The sequence below is a fragment of the Streptomyces brasiliensis genome (genome assembly GCF_014647875.1).
Lineage (GTDB): Bacteria > Actinomycetota > Actinomycetes > Streptomycetales > Streptomycetaceae > Streptomyces > Streptomyces brasiliensis.
Window position 1 is genome coordinate 40,505 of record NZ_BMQA01000014.1, and the last position, 19,670, is coordinate 60,174.

Consider the following 19,670-nt stretch of genomic DNA (forward strand, 5'->3'; position numbering starts at 1 on the left):
CGTGGCGGCGGGTCGCGGTGGCGGCATCAGCCAGCGGTCACCTTTTGCTCGACACGCAGTGAACGCATGCTGGACCGATCAAGGAACCTCGCCTCGTCGGCTGCCACACGGTCGGCAGCAGCCTGGATCTTGGCGAACCACGCCAACTGCTCGGCCTGATCCGACCAGGCCATCTCAGTCACAACGTCGAAGTCCACGCCCTCCTCCCTCATGTTGTGTTCGTCTCCGTGCATCAGGTAGTGGCGCTTGTACACCAACGGAGTCGGGGCAAGGCTGAGGATCAGGGGCACGTGCTGGTTCTCGTAGTGCTCGATGAACGCCTCAGTACTGATGTCGTCCCGTTTCTTGATGTACGACAAGCGCTTCAGCATGACCGACCTCCAAACAGTAACCGGGGAACTCCCCGATTGGGCTGCTGTAAACTAACCGGAAGATTCCCCGGTTGGCAAGAAGGGCACTGTGACCCAAGCAAGGCGATTCGCCCTCCCCCCACTGCGCGCCGACGCTCGCCGCAACTACGAAGCGCTGGTCGCCGCGGCCGGCGAGGTATTTGCGGCGCAGGGACCTGACGCACCCCTAGACGTGATCGCGCGGCGCGCAGGCGTCGGCAACGCGACGCTGTACCGGCATTTCCCAGCCCGGCGTGACCTCATCGTCGCGGTCTGTGTCAACGAGGTGGAGGTGCTCTGCGCGCTTGGCGAACGCCTCGGGTCCAGCTGCCGTCCCGGCCCTGCGTTGATCGAATGGGTGCGGTCCTACATCGAGCACGTCAGCGCGCACAGAGGTCTGGCCGCCGCCTTCAACAGCGACCGCAGGGAGGACTCAGCTCTCATCGGAGCATGCCGTGAGGCTGTCCTGGCGATAGGGACAACTCTGCTCGAGGCAGCCAAGCAGGACGGCGCGGTGCGCACCGATCTGAGCATCGATGACGTGCTCGCGCTCATCAACGCGGTCGCAACAGCTGCCGAAACCGGCGACCATGAGCGCACTGATCGACTGCTGCAGCTCATCGTCAGAGGCATCGCCGGATAGAGCTTCCTCGACCTGCCGACCGGCACCCCTCAGAGGTCGTAAAACGGTCACGGCCGAACGCACCGTGGAGTTCGGTACGGTGTTGCCATCTCAGGGCGAGCCGCTTGAACTGGTGAAGCAGGGCGAAGGCCTGCTCGACCACGTAGCGGAGCCAGCCCATGGCCTGGATGTTCGGGGCGCCCTTGCAGGAGGTGACCGGCAGGATCCGGCGCTTGCAAGCTCGCCGCGCTTGGGGTCGTAGCCCTTGTCGCCGAGCAGGGCCTCGGGGCGGCCGCGTCAGCTCCAGCGGCAGCAGTTGCCAAGCTGCCGAGAGCCCGGTGCCCGCTACCGACGCTTCACCCGATCAGGACATTCTTGGAGTCCCCATGAGACGGCCCGGTAGCGGGATGCGCGTCGGAGGTGCAGGGATGAGCGTGGCATGGACGGCGACGACACTGGAATCGGGACGGTACTCCGCAGTTGAGAGAGGTTCGGACGTCAGGGAGTTGGCGGATCACTTCAACCAACTGCGCTCCCATGGCCAGGGGTACCTTGAAGTCCGGCTGCCAGGCAGTGAATTTCCCCGGCTGACTTTGGGCTTTCAAGGTGATCAAGCGGTCATCCATCTGTTCGACGACGCTGAGAGGTCGTCCCTACTCATCGGAGACGGCACCGCCGCGGCAGATGCCGTGGTCGACGTCCCGGTCATGGATGACCTGGCTGCGTTCAGGGGCGACGTCGTGCTGACGGTCGATCGCTCATGGGCTGTCGTGTGCAACTTCATCCAGACGGGGGTGCCTGGCGAACTGGGCGAGTGGTGTGAGCTGTGACCACGGCACGATCGCCAAGCGAGACACGCCTTGGAGACCTCAGCGACCGCTCCGCCGCCGGCAGTTCACAACGGTGGAGTCAATCACCTGCAGGAAGGGACGTGGGCCTGCGCAGCAGCCACTGCCCGAACGTCCGCCGCGGGGGCCGTACCACCACGCTGCCGTGGGTCTTCTGACCGACCAGCTCCACTCGCAGAGTGACCGGCGTATCAGTCTTCGTCAGAATCTGACGGTACTTGACCCTGCTGTGTACCAGCTTCAGGCCATCGGTATCGACCACGATGCCCGGCCTCGTGACCAGCGTCAGGGTCTTCCCGGTCATGCCCACGTCGATCCGCAAGGTGTCGTGCGTGATCACGGCGTCGGTGAAGTCGAACGTCACCCCGCAGTACGTCACCGCGAGTTCCAGCCTCCGCGGCACCACCCAGCGCCCCACGCGCTCGACCGCGCCGCTGTGGACCTGTTCGATCCGGACTATGTCCCTGACCTCTGCTCCGGTCGCGCCGACCGTAGCCGATACGGGCGGCAGGTCAGCGGTGAGCGGGGCCAGTTCGCTCACAGTCCGCGCCGACAGGGCAGCCTCCAGCCGCTCGTCCAACTCGTCCGCGGTCAGCAGGCCGTCCCCCGCCGCGACACGCAGCACATCCACCACCCGGTCCCGGTCCGCATGAGAGGCCCGCAACTCCGGCGACGAGCCGGGCCCGGAGCGCTTCCCGATGGGCGAAATCTCTCCCGACATGCTTCCGTCCTGGTCCTGTCGAACGTCTCCGCGCGACGCAGGCAGCGGCGCGGGTAGAAGACTAACGCCATATCGCGACATGGGTCCCGGCTCGACCCCATCACGGCCCGTCGAGCCGTCTACCGGCCCGTGGCCCCTGGCTCGACCGCTGCGGTGAACTCCCCCTGATCCACAGCACGTCGAACCGGCTGAAGGTCGATCACCTGCCCGCCGATCGACCCGAAACCGGTCTGGCTGTCGCCCTCGGCATGCCCCTTCGCGCGTCTCCTATCAAGGCGCTGTCGTACGTGCTTCCCCGCGAGCGGCGTACCGGTCGACGCGTCGGTCACGGTGCCGGTCGCCTCCGCCCGGGACGCGGGCGTCGAGACGGTGAACGTCACGGCCACCGGCCGCCACGGTCTCGTGCACGGTGGCCGAGGCCGACCGCCGTCGAACAGGGACCGGGGGACGCGCAGCGGGTCCGTGGAGGCGATCAGGTCCACGCCGAGCGCCGCCTGCTGCCCGGACCGGAAGGTGTTTTCGTGGCGGAACCCGTGGCCTCGCAGGTGGGGGACGCAGGAGCGGTATCCGTGCCGGGTGAGCGCAGGGGCCACCCCGGCGCAGGAGCCGACAGGCTGAAGGGCCGGCCGTGCACGGGGATCACGGACCTGTGCCGCGCGGGTCCCGGACCGTGCGTGATCCGCTCGGCCCGGGTTCCGGCGAGGTCCGGGCATGCCCGGACCTCGATGTGGAGCTGACCGGTTGGAAGCCGGCCGTGCGCGTTTCCGCGGTGATCGCGCCACCGATCAGGAGCGTCGTCCGGGCGCCGCGAGTGGACGGAAGAGGTCCCACTGCACCCGGGGGCGCTGCAGACCACGGCGTTCCAGGTACCGGTCCGTGGCGCGCCGTGTGCGGCGCAGGAGTCGTAGCCCGTCGGTCCCCCGTCCCGAGCCCATCGGTTCCAGCACCGAGGCGGGAACAAGCAGCCAGCCGTCGTCGGCCGGTTTCAGTTCGCCGCGCACGAGCGCGTTGCTCAAGCGGTTGAGCTGCTCGTCGTGCCGGTGTACCAGCAGCGAGGCGGGGCCGGCCGTCACGGCGCAGTCGGCCGGTAGGTGCAGCGCAAAGCCGCCTGCCGACGGTACCGTCCTGGTCCGGGCCAGAACGGGCGCGCCGGACGCGTCGCGGGCGGCCAGGACCGCCGTGGGGTAGTCGGCGAGCTGTGCTGCTCCGGGCAGCGGTGCGCCGTCGGCCGGGGCCGGAGGCACCCGCGGCACGGAAGGTTGCGCGGGGGGACGCACGATCACCTGCTCGGGAGTGATGGTGATGACGAGCCGCAGGTAGTACCAGTCCGTCAGTCGCCGCACCGGGCGTGAGAGGTACGACCGGCTGTGCGGCTGTCGCTCGAAGAGCATCCGCCAGTACTCCTCGAGGCCCTGGGGCCCGGTCCTGATCTCGTCGGGGCACTCGGCCCGTCCGCCGACGAATATCTGCGGCGGGTTGTCCAGACCGCTGCCGGTGGGATCGGAGAAGAGCAGGGCGACACGTCCGTCCCGGCGCGCGTTCAGCGCCTTCTGGGCGAAGGCGAGGCACGTGGTCACCACGAGTTTCCCGTCCTCACGCCGCCACACCGCCGTCGGCCAGGCGATCGGCGTGCCGTCGCGGCCCAGTGTGACGAACTCGCAGGTCCGGTAGGCGTCGAGGACGTCCAGCGGGGCGGAGTCGAGCACCGTCATCGTCCCGCCCCCTCGGCCGGCAGGGTTCCGCCGAGCAGGAGGGCCTGCTCATGCCCGGCGGCCTCCTCGGCGACGGTCGGGTACTCGGCGCTCAGGTACACCGAGACCTCGGCGGCGTGGGTCGAGTCGCCGTTCGGTACGGCAGGTATCAGGCTGGGAAGCAGCACGGACTCGCAGCGGAGGACACGGTGGGCCACGAGTTTCTCGTGAGTGTGAGGGCGCCCTGCGGTGGGACGTGCGGGCGCTTTACTGCGGGGAGTCACGCTGGTGTGCTCCAACGATCGGAAACAGAGAAGGAATGATCAAGGTGCCACCCATCCGCTCGGCGACGACTTGGCGTTGCCTGGGCGGTTTCCGGGTTCCTCCGGCGCTCGCGGACGTGTCATATCCGACAACTCGCTGAACAGGGGGGCACCTTGCTGGGGGCTTGCCCAGGGTACTCGAATACATTTCGACGGTGTACTGCGTATACGTATGCCGCCCCTTCGACCGCCGACATCGGCGGGCGAGCCGGTGGTATCGGGCATCCCCCGGTGGTATTGGGAACCCCGCGGCAGCGGGCGGTCCTCAGCGCGCTTGATCGTGACGCGTGCAGGTGTGGTCTCCGTCAACGGCGACCGTTTCCCTCCAGACATACGTGTCGAACCTGTGCCGTGTGCTGGAACCGAGGACGACCTCCCCGCACACCTGCCTCCGTCTTGGTCTCCTCCCCGCCGGGATACGCCATGCGCCTGCCGAAAGACGCGGTCGACGCTGTTCCCGTCGGTCCCCGGCATCGCGGTCGAGGCCGGGTCAAAGGAGAGCGATCGTCATGTCCTGCCTCGGCTCGCTGCTCGAGCCATGCTCATGACTTGTGGATCGGCTCTCGGCTTGGGCGCGAAGGGCGTACCTTCCCGAGGGATCGGCTGATGTTCATCGAGTAGGCCCGCGTCGGCCCGCGGGCCGGGAAGGCGCGCCCGTGTTCAGCGTAGTCTGCGAAGACCACTCAACCCTCATCGGCTCCTTGATCGACGAGATCGTGCGGGAGGGCGCTAGGCGGATGCTCGCCGCCGAGCTCGCGGAAGCCCCCCAGGCCCGCTGGCGGGCGGTCACCGCACCCCACCTCGTCGCCCTCGCCCGCTCCGGCGCCCGCTTCGAACATGGTCAGCTGGTCGAGCGGGTCTTGGAGGCGGCAGCGTGACGACCGACCGCACGGACTTCGACCCCGCGGCAGCCTTGGAGCAGATCACCGCTGCGACCGAACACCTCCTCCGGACGGCGGCCCGGTTCACTGACGCCGACGTACGTGCACCGTCGCTGCTGCCGGACTGGTCGCGCGGGCACGTGCTGACACACCTGGCCCGCAACGCCGACGGCGGCCGGCGCCTGCTGATCTGGGCCCGGACCGGAACGGAGACACCGGAGTACCCGAGCCTGGCCGCCCGGGCCGAGCAGATCGAGGCAGGAGCGGGCCGCAGCGCCGCCGAACTCCTGGCCGACCTGTGTGACAGCGCCGCCGCGTTCGAAGCCGAATACCGGAGGATGCCGCCCGAGGCATGGCATCAGATCGTTCGCTGGACTCGCGGTCAGGAGCGTCCCGCCGCCCGCGCCGCCGACGCCCGCCTGTGCGAGGTGCTGGTCCACCACGCCGATCTGGACGCCGGCTACACACCGGCCCACTGGCCGACGGACTTCGTCCACGCGATGCTCGGCCGGGTCGTGACATCCTTCAGCACACGCGACGATGCACCCGCCATGCAACTGCACGCCACCGACACCGGTACGGGATACGACATCGGCACCGCGCGACCAGCGCCGACCATCCACGGGCCACAAAGCTCGTTGCTGGCCTGGCTGATGGGACGCTCCCCGGGCGCCGACCTGGCCGTGCACAACGCCCCGACCCTGCCCGAGCCGCCCTTCCTCTACTGATTCCCAGCAGGAAGTCCGAAGCGGCCAGGTGTCTCCAGCAGTCACTCTGGGGTGCTGACCTGGCCTGCTGACGCCGGGGCAAGGAGCCCAGCGAGGAGTGCGCCAAACTCCTCGGGCGCTTCCAGCATCACCATATGGCCTGTGCGGGGCAGCTCGGTGTAACTGGCTGCGGCGGACAGAGCCCAGGCAGGCACGTCCCACCCCGCGCGTGAGCGGGCCCCGGCGACCAGATGGACCGGGACGCGCTCGAACACGTCCCGCAACAGCTGCTGGTAGTCAGGTCCAGCGGTGTACTCGACGACAGTACGAGCCATGGCATGGATGGTCGAAGCGGGCTGGTAGGCCAGGTCTTGTGTCGCAGAGCGGAGGTGCTCCCTGGTCGGCTCGATGCCTCCGGCGCGCAGCCACCGCCCGGGATCGGCACGGTCGGCTTGCACGATCTGCTCCACCTCGGCGGCTGTCTTGGCTGCCAGTTGCTGCGACCAGAAAGCGTCCACGAGACTGAAGTTGCCCTCGACGCTGACCAGCGATGCGGTCCGCTCCAGGAAGCGGTGGGCGAACGCGGCGGCGATCACGCCGCCGACCGAATGCCCGACCAGATGGACGCGACGGCCCGGCAGCGCCTGGTCAATGGCCGCACGCAGGTGTTCCACCTGCGTATCGATGGTGATAGTGCCGGGCTTGGCCCGGGCATCGGCCCCGTAGCCGTGCAGGTCGGGGCAGAGGGTAGGGGCTGGGTGAAGTGGCGCGAGGGCACGCGGGTCGGCGAATGAGCCGATCAGGCCATGAATGAAGATCACTGGCAGCACGGGATGTCAGCCTCTCATGGTCGCCGGGGCTTGGCTACCACGGCCTGTCCGGCCCGTGGTGATCGGGAAGAAGCGCCACCGGTCTCCGTTGCATGCTCGGAGCGCTCCACGGCACGACGGATGTCTTCCCAGAGAGCTGCCCGGTTGGGGTGTAGACGCGCATGAGAGGGCGGTCTACGGTTGCGTGCTGATCATCCACTGCCGGGGGGAGACGTCCATGCAACCGTCGTCGGCCGCGGCCGAGCCGGGCGGCTCCGGCACACGCGAGTCGCCAGACCCGCGACGGCACCCCGCGCGGGCCCGCGGTGCACTGCGCGCGGTGACGACGGTGCACGCCGCGGCCCTGTTCACCCAGGCCGTCCTCGCCGGGCGGTTCCTGTCCGGCGACTACGACATGCTCACCGCGCACGCGGTCAACGCCAACGTCACCGTCGCCGTCGGCTTCGTGCAGGTCGTGGTGGCAGTGCTGTACTGGCGCCCGGGCCGCGGTCCGGGCTGGCCGGCCGCGGTCAGTGCCGTGCTGCTGGTGGCCGAGGCCGGGCAGGCCGTCCTCGGCTACCAGCGAACCCTTGGGGTGCACGTCCCGCTGGGTGTGACGCTCATCACCGCCGGGCTGCTGCTCCTGGTCCAGGTGTGGCGCCTCCCGCCCCCGGTCCCCGTCCCGGCCACGCCTGGTGACGCCGGGTCAGCATCCGGGAGGGTGCCGCCGCCCGGCACGTCCCCGGAGGCGTCGCGGCCCACGCAGGACGCCTCGTGAGGCCGGCGATACCGCGCCGCCGCCTCCTCGGCGCCCTGGGCGGCGCGGCCGCCCTGGCGGCGGTGGGCACACAGATCCCGCGGCTGGCCGCCCGCGTCCAGACCGGGGAACTGCTGCGCAGCCTGCTGCCGCTGCCCGCCCCGTACCGGGTGCCGCTGCCGGTACCGCCGGTGCTGACCCCGCGTCAGGACGCCACCACCGACTACTACGAGGTGACGCAGAAGGTCGCCACCCAGGAGATCCTGCCCGGCCACACCACCGCGATCTGGGGGTACGAGGGGACCTTCCCCGGGCCCACCCTCGTCTCCCGCAGTGGCCGGCGGACCGTCGTCCGCCACCGCAACGCGCTTCCTGTGCCCGCCGTCGTGCACCTGCACGGCGGCCGCACCCCGTCGGCCAGCGACGGTTACCCCACCGACCTGATCGTGCCGGACGGATTCACCGGCCCGCTCCCGCACCACGACCACCAGGCCGGCCTGGCCCACGGCTCACGCATCTACGAGTACCCCCTCCAGCAGCGGGCCGCCACGCTCTGGTATCACGACCACCGCATGGACTTCACCGGCGCCTCCGTCTGGCGCGGACTGGCCGGATTTCATCTCGTACACGACGACGAGGAGGAGGCCCTACCCCTGCCGCGCGGGGACCGGGACATCCCCCTCATGATCACCGACCGGGCCTTCGACGCCGACGGCTCCTTCCGCTACCCCGCGACCGACCCGACCCTGCTGCACACCCCGGGCGTAAGGCCGGACTACGTCGAAGGGGTCCTGGGCGACGTGATCCTGGTCAACGGCGCGCCGTGGCCCGTCCTGGAAGTCGACGCCGCCCGCTACCGGCTGCGCATCGTCAATGCCTCCAACGCACGCCGCTACCGGCTGGAGCTGGCCCCCCAGCCCGCAGGCGGCGGCGCCCTGGTGCAGATCGGCTCCGACGGCGGCCTGCTGGCGACCCCGAGAGCGCACGACGCGATCGTCCTGGCGCCCGCGGAACGCTTCGACGTCGTCGTCGACTTCTCCCGCTACCGGGTCGGCGAGGAGATCACCCTGGCCAACCGGCTCGGCAGCGGCACCACCGCCGCGGTCATGCGCTTCCGGATCGCCCGGCGCGCCACCGATGACAGCGTCGTGCCCGCGCGGCTGTCACCCATCGAACGCCTGGACCCGGCGCGCGCGACAGCAACCCGCACCTTCGCCTTCCGCGACCAGGGCGACGAGGGCTGGACGATCAACGGCCGACCTTTCGACCCGATGCGGGCCGACGCCACCCCCCGGCTGGGCGCGTTGGAGGTCTGGCGGTTCACCAGCGACTTCCACCACCCGGTCCACCTGCACCTGGTGCACTTCCAGGTGCTCTCCCGCAACGGCGAGGCCCCCGGCCCCTACGACGCGGGCTGGAAGGACACCATCGACCTGAGCCCGGGCGAGGAGGTCGCGATCATCACCAGATTCACCGGCTACCGGGGGCGTTTCGTGTTCCACTGCCACAACCTGGAGCACGAGGACATGGCGATGATGGCCAACTTCGAAGTCGTCTAGTGCTCTGACCAAAGAGGTTCGCCGGCTTCTTCAGGCCGCGACTGCGGGTGGGCATCCGCCCGCTGAGGGTCTGCCCGACCGGGCCACCTGATCGGCCCAGCCCACGGTGCAACAGCGCGCCGAGGTGACCGAACAGGCCAGCGCGGTGTGGGCTGCGGTGGCCGGCTGTTCAGCCCCCTGCCGGCCGTGGGGCGAGGAATGCGTGCATGCCCGTCAGGCACCCTCATAAGGCACGTACAAGCGGCCGTATGAAGCTTCGATGAAGCCCCGCCCGGAGGCCGCTCTCCCGCCCCGCCGCCAACTCGGACACGTACTTGTACAGGGTCGTACGGGAGACACCGAGCAGCTTCGCACTCCCCAGTTTTCCTGAGCGGGTAACCAGCGGCCGCCCGCCGCCCGCCGCAGCACGTGCTCCGCCGGGCACCGGTGGTTGTCGATGCCGACCGGCCGACCGTGGGTGAGTCGGTGGCGTCGGCGTATGCGGGGCCGAGCGGCAGGTGATCGGGGTGCTGACCGTTCCGAACTGGCAGCCGGGGATGGGGGCGGAGGTCCTGCCGCAGGTGTATCGGGACATTCTGGAGGTGGCGGCGGACGCGCCGCGCCGGTCCGCGCCAAGCAGATCGTGCCGAGGATCGGACTGCCGGCCGAGACCGGGAAGATCGAGGGCACGCGGTCCAAGCTGAAGCGGCTGGTGGAGCGCGGCTGGCTGGACGAGGATGTCCCCGGCCTGTTCGCTTTGGCCCGCCGCCGGGCGGCCGTTTCGCCCAACTCCCGTTCATGGTGATCATGACGGCCTCTTGACTACCCGTTGCCGTCCGGGGGACGCACCGGGGTGCCGCTTGGCGGATTCGGATCGGTCGCGTATCAAGCGCTGAGTAGGCGGTTGAAGAACGACCGGTAGTGGCGCAGGGCCAGGCGCAGATCCTCGGTGTCCGCCCGCTCGCCGCGGTTCCACTGCCCTTCCAACTCTTGTTTGTGCTCGGCGAACGTGGTGGCCAGTGTCTGCATGACCTCCGCGACCAGAGCGTCGGCGGCGTGTACCGGGTCGCCGGGGTCGTCCACGAACTTGCTCTGGATCTTCTCCCAGCGTGCGCGAAAGCCCTCCTGGCCCTCGGTGCCGAGGAGTTGCGGGGTCTCGTCCCCCTCTTCCGCGGCGGGCTTCCTCCTCTCCTCGGCCCGGGACTCCTCGACCTGAGGCTCGGCGCCTTCGCTCGAGGGAGCGGGGGTGCTCTCACCGGGAAAGGTGGGGGCCTCGGCCTGCGTTGGCGCAGTTTCGCCCTCGGTCCGGTCCGCCCGGCCGCAGGGCTGGACGAGGTCTTCGGTGGACAGGCCGCTCCCGACGGGCGGGCGGCCCTGCCTTGCGTGCCGCTGGGCAGCACGCAAGGCAGGGCCCGTGGTCGCACGCAGCGCTCAGGCGCAGGTGCCCGCCGGGTGGCTCCGGGTCACCAGGTCGGTGTCGGTCGTCGTGGTGTCCATCCACAGCACACGGCTGCCGGTGTCCGCCGCCGCGTTGGACTGCTGGCCGACGCTGCAGGAGACGCGGCCGAGCGGGGCGCCGTCCGGGGTGAACTGGTAGAGCTTGGCCAGGGAGTCGTTGGGGTCGTCGAAGACCTGGCCCCACGAGGGATAGACGGTCAGGGTGACCGCGGAGTCCGTGGCGGCGAGGCCGTAGGCGGGCGTGGCGCGGTCGCTCTTCTCCGGGATGACGTCGGTGACCACCGGACCGTCAGGACCGTCGAGGTGCGCCCGGCGCAGGGTGGTCTGGTCCCGGTCGGTGTAGTCGGTGTCGATGAGCCAGTACACGTCCGACGAGGTCATCACCGGGGTGCTGATCCACTCCGGCTGCGAGGGCGTGCCCAGGGCCGTGGTCGTGCCGCTCGCGATGTCGTACATCTCGACCTGGATCCCGTACTTCCCGTCGAACAGGCCGTCTTGGATGTACGCGATGCGCCCGTTCTTCACGACCGGTTGGGACGCCTGGTTGTAGTCGCGGCCGATCGGCACCTGCTGCGGGGCGGTGGCATCACCCTTGAGGTAGTAGACCCGCAGCCGTCCGGTCGCCGGGTCCCGGTAGGACCAGGCCACGGTGTCGCCGTCGACACTCACGCCGGTGACCTCGGAGGGGGCGCTGAACAGGGTCTCCGGCTTACCGCCCGACACCGGCGCCGACATGATGTCGTACGTGTGGGACCACGGGTCGTCGGGGACGTTGCCGACCGCCACCCAGACGACGCGCTTGCCGTCGGTGACCGCGCTCATGTGGCTCCGGCCGTCGTCCGGGGAGACCTGGTGCGGCCGGCCCTTGCCGTCGATACGGCCCACCCACACCGAGTACGGGTCGACGCCGTCGGGGCTGGACTTCGGCACCGCCCACCAACCGCCTCCGGCGCTGGGCGTGTTGCCGGTGCCGACGTACTGCGGCAGCGTGCCGAGCCTGCCGAGCAGCACATTGCTGTCCAGGCCGAGGCCCTTCTCCCAGCCCGGGACGATGCCGTGGGCGTCGAAGGCCCCCTTCACGACGTCCAGCCGGCCGTCCTTGACGCCGAGCGACCTGGCCGCGGCGATGACCGCGTCCCGGCCTTCCTCGAAGCCGTCGAGCGGGGTGATGTAGGAGGTCAGCGCCCGGTAGACGATTTTGTCGGCCAGTGCGCCGCCGAGGCTCTCGCGGATGTCCCACAGCGCGCCGCTGAAGATCGTGGAGTTGAGGTGCACGCCGCCGTTGTCGCCGGCCGCGCCGAGGGGCACGCCGAGGAAGTGAGCCGTCGTGGCACCGTCGTTGAGGTCGCGGAACGCGCACTGCCGGGGCGTACGGGTCCGGCACAGGTCGCCACCGATCAGGCCCGCGTCGGGGTCGCTCATCGGCGTGTGGTTGACGGTGACGTCGATGACGTTGCCGAAGTAGTCGGCCAGCGCCTCGTTCATGGCGCCGGACTGGCCCGAGTACACGAGGTTCGCGGTGTGCTCGACCACGCCGTGGGTCATCTCATGGCCCACCACGTCCAGGTCGGAGGCGAGCGATCGGTACTCGGCGTCTCCGGTGCCGTACACCATCTTGGTGTGGTCCCAGAAGGCGTTGACGAACGGGTTGCCGTAATCCGTCACGCCGACCAGGGAGTTGATGGCCATGCCCTGGCCGTCGAGGCTGTTGCGCTGGAAGGTGTCGCGGTAGAACTCGTACACCTTGCCCGCCGCCCAGTGCGCGTCGACGGCGCCGGAGTCGGTCAGGTCGGAACCGATCTGCGGGGTGGGCGAGGTGAACGGCACGACGGTGTCGGGCCACTGGCCGGAGACGTCCTGGTACCAGACGCTGGAGGCGTCCCAGGTCTGGATGACGTTGTGCTGCTTGGTGTCGGCCATGTGCGCGGTGTCGCGCAGCAGGTAGGTGCCGGTGGCGTCGTCCTTCGTGAGGTTCAGCGGCACGGTGGAGCCGTTGAGCAGAGTGCCGCTTCCCGTGACGCTCGCCGACCCGCCCTCCGAGCCTGACGGGGACGCGGACCGGTCGGCCTTGCTCTGCTTCGCCGGCGTGCCGCTCGGGCGGGCGCCGGCGGTCTGCCCCGGCGCGGTGAAGGTGGGCAACCCGCCGGACTCGAACAGCGCCATACCGGTGGCGGCGTCGACGTACACCTCCTGCACGACCGGCGCGCCGGTGGCCGGGTCGGAGCCGCGCACGGTGACATGGCGGGCCAGGACTCCCTTGCCCGTGGGCAGGATCGTCAGACCGCGGTCGACGCCTGTCAGGGCATCCGAGCCGCTCTTGGCGTGGCTGGGGAGATAGCCGCCCCTGGCCAGCTCACTGCGCACGTGCTGCACCGCGTCGTCCGCGGCGGTCTTGGCGGGGAGGGTGTCCTTGCCGGTGTCGACATCGAGATCGGTGAAGTAGGAGCCGGATGTGCCGGTGACGGTCCGCTTGCCGTCCTTGTGCGTCATGCGCACCACGTACTGGGCGCCCAGGACCGGCACTCCCCGGTACTTCTGGTCCAGACGCACCGTCTCGGCGCCGTCGGCGCCCGCCGTCACGGTGTCCGCGACCAGGTCCCGGTCGGGGGACGGAATGTGGTACCGGTCCTTGTGGCCCGCCAGATGGGTACGGGCCGCGGTCGCGGCCGGCACGGACGCGTCCACCGCGTCGGCCAGCCCGTCGACCAGTGCGGGTGTGTCTGTCGCCGGTTCCGCGGCATCACTGCCCACGATCGGCGGCGTGGCCGCATGCGCGGGAGTGCTCACGCCGACGGCCAGGAGGACCGTCGCAGCGAGTAGGGCGACCGGACCGGCGTGGCCGGGTCTACGGACAAGTCGATGGCGTATGTGAGATGGCATGGACAAGGTGCCTCCGACGGCCCGGCGCAGCCCGGGCCCGGTAGTGGGGCGTCAGTTGAGCAGCGCACCAGCGCGCCCGCGGCTCGCCCTGCACCTTCGCTGCCACACGTGCACCATGACAAGGACAAGTCGAAGGGGAATACGTGCAGTTGCGCAGGTGTGAAACCGCGCCTTGGGTCAGGACCATCCGGGCGGACATGTGTCGGCCGCACCGGCGCCCGGGCGACCTGCCCGGACCGGACACCCCGAACAGCGGGTCCGGCTGCCGTAGCGTGAGGTCGGCAACACCGTGCCCGACCGGCCGAACAGACGTGGGTTCAGCCCGGTCAACGGAGGTGTTTCCAGGACGGCTCGACATCCTGAACACTTCCGTCACAACACGAACATCTCACCCCTGACCAGCAGTTACGGGTCATCCCTCGAGCCGCGTCGTACGTGGCTCGAGGGATCGACTGCTCGAGCCGTCCCCGGACGGGCGAGGCATGAGGCAGGGCTGACACGACATCCGAAAACTGATCGAAAATGGTCAAAGTCCGGCAGGTAAAGATCTGTTCATGATCTATTCGAACCTTAGCAAAGGCAGTTCCGGCTGTCGCGATCACTCCCGCTGCAAATCCGCAGTCGGAGGCACCGTGGCCTCCAGCCTCCCCGTATCAGCAGCCGTCGCCATCCGCAGACGGCTGCACGGAAGGACCCGGGATTGAATTCCTCCAGTAACAGGGCTGCGTTCTCACCGGGTTCGCACCGGCCCCGACGGCGCCCGGCAGCGACCGCGGTGATCACGGCCGCAGCACTCGCGTTCTCCGCACTGCCCGCCGCCTCCGCCGGCGCTGCCTCCGCTTCCGACGCATCTGGGAACACCCGGAAATTGGGAGCGCTCCCCCAGATCAAAGCGACAACCAGGCAGGGCGCCGGGGCCGTTCGCCTGTCGCCTGGACACCGCCAACGGCTGCTCGACCAGGCGGCCAACGCGGCGCCGGACACCGCTCGTTCTCTGAAGCTCGGCCCCCACGAGAAACTGATCCCGAAGGACGTCATCAAGGACGCCGACCGGACGATTCACACCCGCTACGAGCGGACGTACGCCGGACTGCCCGTGATCGGCGGTGACCTGGTGGTCCATCAGCGGCCCGGGGCCCGCACCGTCACCTACGCCGCCAAGCAGAAGGTGACCCTGCCGACGACCACGGCCAAGGTGCCGGCCTCAACGGCGAAGAAGTCGGCCCTGAGCAAGGCCACGGCGAAGGGTACCCGCAAGGCCGGCGCGCACACGGCCCCCCGCCAGGTCGTCTGGATGATGGGCGATCGGCCGAAGCTGGCCTGGGAGTCGGTCGTCACCGGCGTACAGCAGGGCGGGTCCCCCAGCGAACGCCACGTCGTGACCGACGCCGCGAGCGGCGCCACCCTGGAAAACGCCGAACAGGTGGAGTCCGCCCAGGGCAACAGCCTCTACAGCGGGCAGGTCACGATCGGCTCCGCCCGCCAGGACGACGGCCGGGTAGAGAGCGGAACGGCCACTGCTTGATCACCAGAGGGTGTGGCCCCTGGAAATCAGGCGGTGGCCGCGCGCCTTGACGCGGCGTCGATCAAGTCGATGACGGACTTCTCCCCGATGTCGACGGGGAACTCACGGCACCAGCACACGACTTGCTCACGGTCCGTCCCGCCCGTGATGCGACCCCGGCCCTCGGGGCGCGACCGCGGAGGGGTGAGCGTGCCGAGACCGCCGCGCGGAGTGCGATAAGAGATGGCGCGGACCTCGCCTCCTGACTCCAGTCGGCCGAAGACGGTGGCTTCGGCACCGTGTGGGTCCGCCCCGCGTGTTCGCAGATTCTCGATGTCCGCCAGCGGCGTGTTGTGCAGGGCGGCCCGCGAGCGCAGGAAGTCTCCGGCGTGGGCGAGAAAGTCGTCGATGTCGTCGGTGAGGTGCCAGCCATCCGGGCACATGCTTCATGATCCCTGATGTATTCGACTCAAAGGAGCACTTACCCAGAGCTGAGACGTCACCTCGACTGGTCCAACGCCGTTCAGCCACACGACCGGCAGCTCTTGCAGCCCTGGGGCGTGCAGTCAGACGGCTCACCCGGTTCTACAGGTCGGTGATGAGAAGCCGGTAGCCGGCATCGAGTGTTTCGCGGTGGAGCAGGTCGGCATGGCGGTGGTGCCACCGGCCGGAGGACAGGTCGTCGGACAGCCGGGCCAAACCGGGCTGGATGACTTCGTCGCTGGTCCGGGCGAACAACGAGATGCCGGCCCGCACGTGCGGATCGAGGTATGCCTCGGGTCGGCGCCAGAAGGCGGCGAGGAATCCGTCGGCGCAGTCGTGCGGGACGGGGACGGTCTCGATGCGGGCGCCCCCCAACAGCGTGACCAGGCGGTCGAGGCCCACAACTCGTGTGTCGTCGACCGCGGCTGCCTCGGGCAGGTACTCGTCCAACAGCCAGAACCTGCGGTTGATGTCGTGGTCGAAGGTGAAGATGACGATCCGTCGCCGGGCGATGCGGCGGAGTTCCCCGATGCCGGCTTCCAGGTCGCGCCAGTGGTGCACGGTCAGGAGGGCCATCACGGCGTCGGCCGAGTCGTCAGGCAGAGGGATCGACTCCGCAGATGCCTCCAGAGCCCGCGCGGATCCGGCCGGACGCTGCGCGATCATCACCGAGCTGGGTTCGACAGCCAGCACCGTTCGTGACGGTTCATAGGAGCCAGTGCCGGCTCCCACGTTGATCACGGTAGCGGCATCACCGAGGGCGTGATGGATCCTGGCGGCGATTCGGGGGTCCGGTCTCCGGGTGTCAGCGTAGGTGGCACCAATGCTGTTGTAAGTCACCACATCACGCAGTATGCGGTACCGACCAGGTGCCTGCACGGGCTCGGCGGGCACAGGCTCCAACTGCTGGGCGGGCACGGCGGGTCGGCGACGGCGAGCGAGCCGCCGGTCGGGGGGCCGTGCCGATATAGCGTCCGGACGGCTCGGAGTTACGCAGCCCGCAGTCGCCGGCGTCTCACACCCGCGCTGCCGAAGATCGAGTTCATCGCGAACTCCGTCATGGAGTTCATCGCCGGTAGGTCCAGGACACCGTGAAGACATCCACCATTCACCGGTGAATACGACGATGCGAACATGAACAGACGTCTCATTCCCGCCCTCGCCGCCGGTGTCGGGGCGCTCATGGCCACCACCGCGCTGCCGGCCCAGGCCGCCGACGGGACACGCGAGGGGAAGCCCCTCGTCGAGAGCTACGGCACCAAGGCCGTCTACGAACCCCAGCAGCTTGCGCAGACGTACGAGAAGGCCCCCAAGGGGTTCACCCCCGTCTTCACGCAGATCGTCTCCCGGCACGGCTCCCGCGCCGCCAGCGACAGCGCGGACGGAGACCTGATCCTGAAGCTGTGGCAGCAGGCCGAGAGCGAGGGTCAACTCACCCAGGAGGGACGCCTGTTCGGGCCCAAGGTGCAGGCGCTGCTCGACGCCATGTCGAAGGTGGGCTACGGCGAACTGAGCGGCCGTGGCAAGCAGGAGCTGCGGGACGAGGCCGTGCGGATGGAGCAGCGGCTGCCCGGCCTGTTCGACGAGATCGCCAGCGACGGCGAGCAGATCGACGTCGTGAGTTCCGGTGTCACCCGGGCCACGGACAGCGGCACGGCCTTCACGAACGGCCTGACGGACGGCGACCCGGAGCTGAAGCCGCTGATCGGCCCCACCCGCACCGACAAGGACCTGCTCTACTTCCACAAGGCCGACGGTGGCGCCGCGTACCGCGACTACATCGACAACGACGAGCGCCTCGCGAACACCCTCGAGAGCATCACCGAGCAGCCCGCCACCGAGGAGGCCTCCGAGCGCGTCCTGCGGAAGATCTTCACCGCGGACTTCGTACGGCGCGTCGCCGACGGCGAGTTCGCGTCCGTCGGCAGTGCCTACGAGGCTGCCCTCGCCGTCTACAACCTCTACGCCATCGCGCCCGCCATGGGCAACGAGAGCCCCGGCGGCAGGGGTTGGGGCATGGACCGCTTCATCTCCCCTCGCGACGCGGCCTGGTTCGGCTACCTCGGACACTGAGGACTTCTACGAGAAGGGCCCCGGCTTCGCCGGCAGCGACATCACGTACAAGATGGCAGGCGTCCTCCTCGACGACCTCTTCAAGAAGGCCGAGGCCAAGCGCGACGGCACCAGCGATCTTGGCGCCGAACTCCGCTTCACCCACGCCGAGGAGATCATCCCCCTCGCCGCCCTGATGGGCCTCCCGGAGAGCACCCAGGGCGTCACCGAGGAGCAGCCCTTCACCTACGCCACCAACCCCTGGCGCGGCTCCGACGTCGCCCCGCTCGGCGCCAACGTCCAGTGGGACCTCTACCGCAAGGGCAACAGCTACCTGGTGCGGATGCTCTACAACGAGAAGGAGACCGCCTTCAAGGCCGGCTGCGTCCCGGTGTCCAAGGGCAGCAAGTTCTACGACCTGGACGAACTGGAGCGCTGCTTCGGCCGTACGAACTGACGCGAGCACCGGCAGACCCGGACAGCGGACCTACTCGGCTCTGTCCGAATACGTCCGCTCTGGGGGCCGACGGTTCGGCCCTCAGCGGCTGGGCTCGGTGACCGTTCGCCAGCGGGCCACGGCCGTCGACGTGAGGGCGCCAAGAGCCCACCTGGGCTCTCGGCTCCGTCACAGCTGAGAACACCACCGACCGCGTGATCGCCTTGACAGGCTCTGGCAGGCAGCCTCGCCGAGCCGGATTCTGCGGGCGATGCCGAGCCTGCTCATGGTCCGCCACGCGCGGTACGGGGGGCGAAGCTCTTGACCCTCACGTGGCGTCATGCCGCATTGTCTGTGGCGTGGAAGAGCACCTGACCGTGGGACGTGTGGCCGAGCTGGCCGGTGTGAGCGTCCGCACGCTGCATCACTACGACGAGATCGGCCTCGTACAGCCGTCCGCGCGGACCGCGGCCGGGTACCGGGCCTACTCGGCGGGCGACGTGGAGCGACTGCGGGAGGTGCTCGCCTACCGGCGGCTGGGTTTCGGTTTGCGCGAGATCGCGGATCTGGTTGACGACCCGGCCACCGACGCGGTCGCGCACCTGCGCCGGCTGCGCGGTCTGCTGCTGGAACAGCGCGACCGCGCAGCTGCCATGGTGACGGCCATAGACAGGGAACTGGAGGCACGGGCGATGGGGATCAGGACGACGCCGGAGGAACAACTGGAAGTGTTCGGCACGCAGTTGTACGAAGCGATCGGGTCCGCTTACCCGGCGACGCGGCGCACCGAGCCGCGGATCGCCGCGAGGATCTGGGATGCGCTCGGGGACGCGCGGACGGTGCTGAACGTCGGGGCCGGCACCGGCTCCTACGAGCCGCCCGACCGCGCCGTCACGGCGGTGGAACCGTCGGCGGTCATGCGGGCACTGCGTCCCGCGGGCGCGGCGCCGTGCGTGGCCGCCAGTGCGGAGAGCCTCCCGTTCGAGGACCAGTCCTTCGACGCCGCGATGGCGGTCAGCACCGTTCACCACTGGCCGGACCCGATCGCTGGGCTGCGCGAGATGCGACGCGTGGCCCGCCGCGTGGTGGTGTTCACGTACGACGCCAGTACGCCCGGCTGGCTCCAGCGGTTCTGGCTCACCCGCGACTACCTGCCTGAGTTCGCTGACCTTCTCGTCGGCTGGCCTTCACTGGCCGACATGACCCGCCCGATCGGGGGCCGCGCGGAGCCGGTGCTCATCCCGTGGGACTGCGCCGACGGCTTCTTCGAGGCCCACTGGCGCCGGCCCGAGGCGTACCTGGACGACCATGTGCGCCGCGCGGTATCGGTATGGACCAGAGTCGGACCGGAGGCCGAGCAGCGGGCGGTGAACAGCCTCCGCGACGACCTTTCCTCAGGCCGGTGGGCCGAGCGCAACCGCGACCTCGTCGCCCTCGACGCGGCAGAACTCGGCCTCCGCCTGCTCGTAGCCTGAGCCATCGTGCACGAGAACGGCGCTGGGGCTCCATCGACCTGCTGGACATCCTGAAGTACGCCGAGTGCGACACCGAGTTCATCGCCGAGTTCACCT

Annotated in this window: 20 protein-coding genes and 1 pseudogene; 11 read left to right on the forward strand and 10 right to left on the reverse strand. The window is 69.5% G+C overall.

Features of this window, described 5'->3' with window-relative positions; translation table 11 throughout:
- Window positions 1-26 precede the first annotated feature (26 nt).
- Window positions 27-371: an EthD domain-containing protein gene (locus tag IEZ19_RS22115; protein ID WP_189312982.1), complete on the reverse strand. Its 345-nt coding sequence runs from the start codon at window positions 369-371 to the stop codon at window positions 27-29.
- 88 nt (window positions 372-459) lie between these two features.
- Between IEZ19_RS22115 and IEZ19_RS22120 the strand changes: the two genes are divergently transcribed.
- Entirely contained in the window at window positions 460-1,032 is a 573-nt protein-coding gene (locus IEZ19_RS22120; protein WP_189312983.1) for a TetR/AcrR family transcriptional regulator, read from the forward strand.
- Between the two features lie 407 nt (window positions 1,033-1,439).
- Window positions 1,440-1,841, forward strand: coding sequence for a hypothetical protein (locus IEZ19_RS22125; RefSeq protein WP_189312984.1), 402 nt, complete (start codon window positions 1,440-1,442; stop codon window positions 1,839-1,841).
- Window positions 1,842-1,920: 79 nt separating this feature from the next.
- Here IEZ19_RS22125 and IEZ19_RS22130 read toward each other — a convergent pair whose 3' ends face one another.
- The 4 genes from IEZ19_RS22130 to IEZ19_RS22145 all read right to left on the reverse strand — a co-directional run bounded on the left by IEZ19_RS22130 (window position 1,921) and on the right by IEZ19_RS22145 (window position 4,489).
- Entirely contained in the window at window positions 1,921-2,580 is a 660-nt protein-coding gene (locus IEZ19_RS22130; RefSeq protein WP_189312985.1) for a DUF1707 SHOCT-like domain-containing protein, read from the reverse strand.
- Between the two features lie 119 nt (window positions 2,581-2,699).
- On the reverse strand, window positions 2,700-2,966 hold the full coding sequence (locus IEZ19_RS22135; RefSeq protein ID WP_189312986.1) for a hypothetical protein: 267 nt from the start codon (window positions 2,964-2,966) through the stop codon (window positions 2,700-2,702).
- A 399-nt stretch (window positions 2,967-3,365) separates the two neighbouring features.
- Window positions 3,366-4,292: a pyridoxamine 5'-phosphate oxidase family protein gene (locus IEZ19_RS22140; RefSeq protein WP_189312987.1), complete on the reverse strand. Its 927-nt coding sequence runs from the start codon at window positions 4,290-4,292 to the stop codon at window positions 3,366-3,368.
- The gene (locus IEZ19_RS22145; RefSeq protein WP_189312988.1) at window positions 4,289-4,489 is read right to left on the reverse strand and encodes a hypothetical protein; all 201 of its coding nucleotides are present in this window, start codon (window positions 4,487-4,489) and stop codon (window positions 4,289-4,291) included. Before IEZ19_RS22145 ends, IEZ19_RS22140 begins: the two co-directional genes overlap by 4 nt.
- Before the next feature lie 761 nt (window positions 4,490-5,250).
- Here IEZ19_RS22145 and IEZ19_RS53525 point away from each other — a divergent pair.
- On the forward strand, window positions 5,251-5,472 hold the full coding sequence (locus IEZ19_RS53525) for a hypothetical protein (RefSeq protein ID WP_373297036.1): 222 nt from the start codon (window positions 5,251-5,253) through the stop codon (window positions 5,470-5,472).
- The gene (locus tag IEZ19_RS22155) at window positions 5,469-6,203 is read left to right on the forward strand and encodes a maleylpyruvate isomerase family mycothiol-dependent enzyme (protein ID WP_189312989.1); all 735 of its coding nucleotides are present in this window, start codon (window positions 5,469-5,471) and stop codon (window positions 6,201-6,203) included. The genes IEZ19_RS53525 and IEZ19_RS22155 overlap by 4 nt, the downstream gene beginning before the upstream one ends.
- Window positions 6,204-6,244: 41 nt before the next feature.
- Here IEZ19_RS22155 and IEZ19_RS22160 read toward each other — a convergent pair whose 3' ends face one another.
- A complete protein-coding gene (locus tag IEZ19_RS22160) occupies window positions 6,245-7,012 on the reverse strand; it encodes an alpha/beta fold hydrolase (protein ID WP_189312990.1) in 768 nt (255 codons plus the stop codon).
- A gap of 217 nt (window positions 7,013-7,229) precedes the next feature.
- Between IEZ19_RS22160 and IEZ19_RS22165 the strand changes: the two genes are divergently transcribed.
- The 3 genes from IEZ19_RS22165 to IEZ19_RS22175 all read left to right on the forward strand — a co-directional run bounded on the left by IEZ19_RS22165 (window position 7,230) and on the right by IEZ19_RS22175 (window position 10,091).
- A complete protein-coding gene (locus tag IEZ19_RS22165; RefSeq protein WP_189312991.1) occupies window positions 7,230-7,769 on the forward strand; it encodes a hypothetical protein in 540 nt (179 codons plus the stop codon).
- The gene (locus tag IEZ19_RS22170) at window positions 7,766-9,307 is read left to right on the forward strand and encodes a multicopper oxidase family protein (RefSeq protein ID WP_189312992.1); all 1,542 of its coding nucleotides are present in this window, start codon (window positions 7,766-7,768) and stop codon (window positions 9,305-9,307) included. Before IEZ19_RS22165 ends, IEZ19_RS22170 begins: the two co-directional genes overlap by 4 nt.
- 622 nt (window positions 9,308-9,929) lie before the next feature.
- Window positions 9,930-10,091, forward strand: coding sequence for a hypothetical protein (locus IEZ19_RS22175; RefSeq protein ID WP_189312993.1), 162 nt, complete (start codon window positions 9,930-9,932; stop codon window positions 10,089-10,091).
- Between the two features lie 80 nt (window positions 10,092-10,171).
- On the opposite strand, the gene IEZ19_RS22180 is transcribed toward IEZ19_RS22175, so the two are convergent.
- Window positions 10,172-10,690 (reverse strand): hypothetical protein, encoded by a 519-nt coding sequence (locus IEZ19_RS22180; protein ID WP_189312994.1) that lies wholly within the window; start codon window positions 10,688-10,690, stop codon window positions 10,172-10,174.
- Window positions 10,691-10,717: 27 nt separating this feature from the next.
- Window positions 10,718-13,495 (reverse strand): M4 family metallopeptidase, encoded by a 2,778-nt coding sequence (locus IEZ19_RS22185; RefSeq protein WP_229840570.1) that lies wholly within the window; start codon window positions 13,493-13,495, stop codon window positions 10,718-10,720.
- A 997-nt stretch (window positions 13,496-14,492) separates the two neighbouring features.
- Between IEZ19_RS22185 and IEZ19_RS22190 the strand changes: the two genes are divergently transcribed.
- On the forward strand, window positions 14,493-15,149 hold the full coding sequence (locus tag IEZ19_RS22190) for a hypothetical protein (RefSeq protein WP_229840571.1): 657 nt from the start codon (window positions 14,493-14,495) through the stop codon (window positions 15,147-15,149).
- Between the two features lie 47 nt (window positions 15,150-15,196).
- On the opposite strand, the pseudogene IEZ19_RS22195 reads toward IEZ19_RS22190, so the two are convergent.
- Both IEZ19_RS22195 and IEZ19_RS22200 read right to left on the reverse strand, forming a co-directional pair.
- Window positions 15,197-15,571, reverse strand: a pseudogene (locus tag IEZ19_RS22195) (GNAT family N-acetyltransferase); the annotation flags it as partial.
- Window positions 15,572-15,713: 142 nt separating this feature from the next.
- Window positions 15,714-16,343 (reverse strand): class I SAM-dependent methyltransferase, encoded by a 630-nt coding sequence (locus IEZ19_RS22200; RefSeq protein WP_308428986.1) that lies wholly within the window; start codon window positions 16,341-16,343, stop codon window positions 15,714-15,716.
- Window positions 16,344-16,745: 402 nt separating this feature from the next.
- Here IEZ19_RS22200 and IEZ19_RS22205 point away from each other — a divergent pair, with 402 nt between their 5' ends.
- The 3 genes from IEZ19_RS22205 to IEZ19_RS22210 all read left to right on the forward strand — a co-directional run bounded on the left by IEZ19_RS22205 (window position 16,746) and on the right by IEZ19_RS22210 (window position 19,574).
- A complete protein-coding gene (locus tag IEZ19_RS22205; protein ID WP_308428987.1) occupies window positions 16,746-17,684 on the forward strand; it encodes a histidine-type phosphatase in 939 nt (312 codons plus the stop codon).
- Between the two features lie 40 nt (window positions 17,685-17,724).
- Window positions 17,725-18,120, forward strand: coding sequence for a histidine-type phosphatase (locus IEZ19_RS53105; RefSeq protein WP_373297034.1), 396 nt, complete (start codon window positions 17,725-17,727; stop codon window positions 18,118-18,120).
- A gap of 365 nt (window positions 18,121-18,485) precedes the next feature.
- Entirely contained in the window at window positions 18,486-19,574 is a 1,089-nt protein-coding gene (locus IEZ19_RS22210) for a MerR family transcriptional regulator (RefSeq protein ID WP_229840639.1), read from the forward strand.
- Window positions 19,575-19,670 lie beyond the last annotated feature (96 nt).